Here is a 2,732-nt window from a genome sequence, read left to right on the forward strand (position 1 = left end):
GGGCAGGGCGTGTCACGTTGTCGATGAGGAGAAAACATGTCGCAACTGCTCCATCCCGTCTCCCGCCGCGATTTCCTCGCTGGCACCGCAGCTACAGGGGCGCTGATCGTGCTTCATCCCTTCTCCGCTCGCGCACAGGCCAACCAGGCGCATCTCCGGATCATGGAGACCACCGACATCCATGTGAACGTGCTGCCTTACGATTATTACGCCGACAAAGCGAACGACACGCTGGGCTTGTCGCGCACGGCCTCCCTGATCGACGCCGTGCGCAAGGAAGCGGTGAATTCGATGCTGATCGACAATGGCGACCTGCTGCAGGGCAATCCGATGGGCGACTACATCGCCTATGAGAAGGGCCTGAAGGACGGCGACCTGCATCCGATCATGAAGGGTATGAACCTGCTCGGCTACGAGTGCTCGACGCTGGGCAACCACGAGTTCAACTATGGCCTGTCGTTCCTGGACAAGGTGCTGGCCGGCGCCAATTTTCCCTTCGTCTGCGCCAACCTGATCCGCGGCACGGAGCTTGCCGCGAACCCGCGCGACGACAAGCTCTATCTCAAGCCCTATGTCATCCTCGACAAGAAGATCAAGGACGGTTCGGGCGCCGAGCAGCCGATCAGGATCGGCATCATCGGCTTCGTGCCGCCGCAGATCATGGTCTGGGATCTCAAGAACCTCGAAGGCAACGTCAAGACGCGCGACATCGTCGAGGCGGCCAAGGCCTGGGTGCCGCAGATGAAGGAGGCGGGCGCCGACATCGTCATTGCGCTGTCGCATTCCGGCATCGACGTGAAGCACGGCGACATGATGGAGAACGCCTCGTTCTTCGTCGCCGGCGTCGCCGGCATCGACGCGGTGTTCACCGGGCACCAGCATCTGGTGTTCCCCGGCAAGAAGGATTTCCAATCGCTCGATGGTGTCGACACGCAAAAGGGCACGCTACAGGGCAAACCCGCCGTCATGGGCGGTTTCTGGGGCTCGCATATGGGGCTGATCGACCTGATTCTGGAACGCGACGGGTCGAAATGGAAGGTCGTTTCCGCCACCTCCGAGGCGCGGCCGATCTTCGAACGCGTCGACAATAAGAACAAACCGACTGTCCCGGACGACAAGCGCATCATCGCGGCCCTTGAGCAGGACCACCAGGCAACACTGGCCTATGTGCGCCGCCCCGTTGGCAAGACCTCCGCGCCGCTCTATTCCTATTTCGCGCTGGTCGCCGACGATCCGTCGGTGCAGGTCGTCAGCCAGGCGCAGACCTGGTACCTCAGGGATATTCTGAAGAACACGCAATGGAAGGATGTGCCGCTGCTGTCGGCGGCCGCTCCGTTCAAGGCCGGCGGGCGCAACGGCGCCGACTACTATACCGACGTGCCCGCCGGCGATATCGCCATCAAGAACGTCGCCGACCTCTATCTCTATCCCAACACCGTGCGTGCGGTCGAAATCACCGGTGCGCAGGTCAAGGAATGGCTGGAAATGTCGGCCGGGATCTTCAACCGGATCGAGCCGGGGAAGGCCGACCAGGCCCTCATCAACACCGATTTTCCGTCCTACAATTTCGACGTCATCGACGGCGTCACCTATAAAATAGACCTGTCGCAGCCGCCGAAATACGATGCCAAGGGCGGGCTGGCTAACGCTGGCGCCAACCGTATCGTCGACCTGAGTTTCGACGGAAAACCAATTGACCCCAAACAGAAATTCGTCGTCGCGACCAACAACTACCGGGCCGGTGGCGGCGGCAATTTCCCTGACATCAATGCCTCGAAGATCATCTATGAAGCGCCGGACACCAATCGCGACGTCATCGTCCGCTACATCGTCAGCGAGGGTACAATCAACCCGTCCGCGGACGACAACTGGTCGTTCGCGCCGCTGCCTGGAACCAGCGCCGTGTTCGAAACCGGCGCCAAGGCCAAGGATTTCATTGCGCAGCTGAAATCGCTGAAGATCGAGCCGGCAGGCGAGGGCGAGGCAGGTTTCGCGAAATACCGCATCCTGCTTTGAAGGGTGGTTTGGGGTCGGCTCGAGTCCCGGCCTTATGGCGTGGATTGAGCCGGCTGGGTGAAACGTTCCTTGATGTCAGGCATGACGAGATCCAGCGCATCGGTGGAAATGCCGCCGGAATAACCGTTCGGCAGCTGCTTGATCAGTTCGGGATCGTCCAGCCCTTGCGAAAAGTCGCCGCCGGTGTACGGGCCGAGCAGATAGACGCGGCTGTCGACGCCTTGCATGCGATCGAGAAACCGGTTCGGCCAACCCCACATCCATTTCGCGATGTTGACGGGAATGAGCAAGGTACCTTTTCGGCAGGCATCTGGAACATAGCCGCTCCAGCCAAGCGCGGCATAGCGCAGAATGCATTGCGTCAGCGACGCGCGGCTCAGTGTATGCATGTCCGGCAGTGCTGCCTTGACTGCGGCAATCGGCTTGTCGCCGCCATAGACCGAGAGATAGAAGCGCTCGTTCGGCGATAGCATGGCAAGCCGTGCGGCCAGCTTTTCGCCTTCGCCCGGATCGTTGCTCTTGACGTTGATGTTGAAGCGGCGGGCCGGGAAGTGCGCCAGAACCTCATCCAGCGACGGCATCATGCCGATACCCTTGCCGCGAAACGGAAAGATCTTGCCGCCATCCGCCGTATAGCCATAGCCGACATCGAGGGTCTTCAACTCGGCCATGGAATGGTTGCGTGTTTCTCCCTTGCCTTCCGTGCGGCAATCCAG

General features: G+C 60.7%; 2 protein-coding genes. One reads left to right on the top strand and one right to left on the bottom strand.

What is annotated here, in order from left to right:
- The first annotated feature begins 36 nt into the window (after positions 1–36).
- Positions 37–2,016, top strand: coding sequence for a bifunctional 2',3'-cyclic-nucleotide 2'-phosphodiesterase/3'-nucleotidase (locus tag EN925_RS31115; RefSeq protein WP_127369537.1), 1,980 nt, complete (start codon positions 37–39; stop codon positions 2,014–2,016).
- 32 nt (positions 2,017–2,048) lie between these two features.
- On the opposite strand, the gene EN925_RS31120 is transcribed toward EN925_RS31115, so the two are convergent.
- The coding region (locus EN925_RS31120; protein ID WP_128337178.1) for a glycerophosphodiester phosphodiesterase at positions 2,049–2,732 on the bottom strand (684 nt) is incomplete at its 5' end.

It is taken from the genome of Mesorhizobium sp. M7A.F.Ca.US.006.04.2.1 (assembly GCF_004022915.1).
Lineage (GTDB): Bacteria > Pseudomonadota > Alphaproteobacteria > Rhizobiales > Rhizobiaceae > Mesorhizobium > Mesorhizobium ciceri.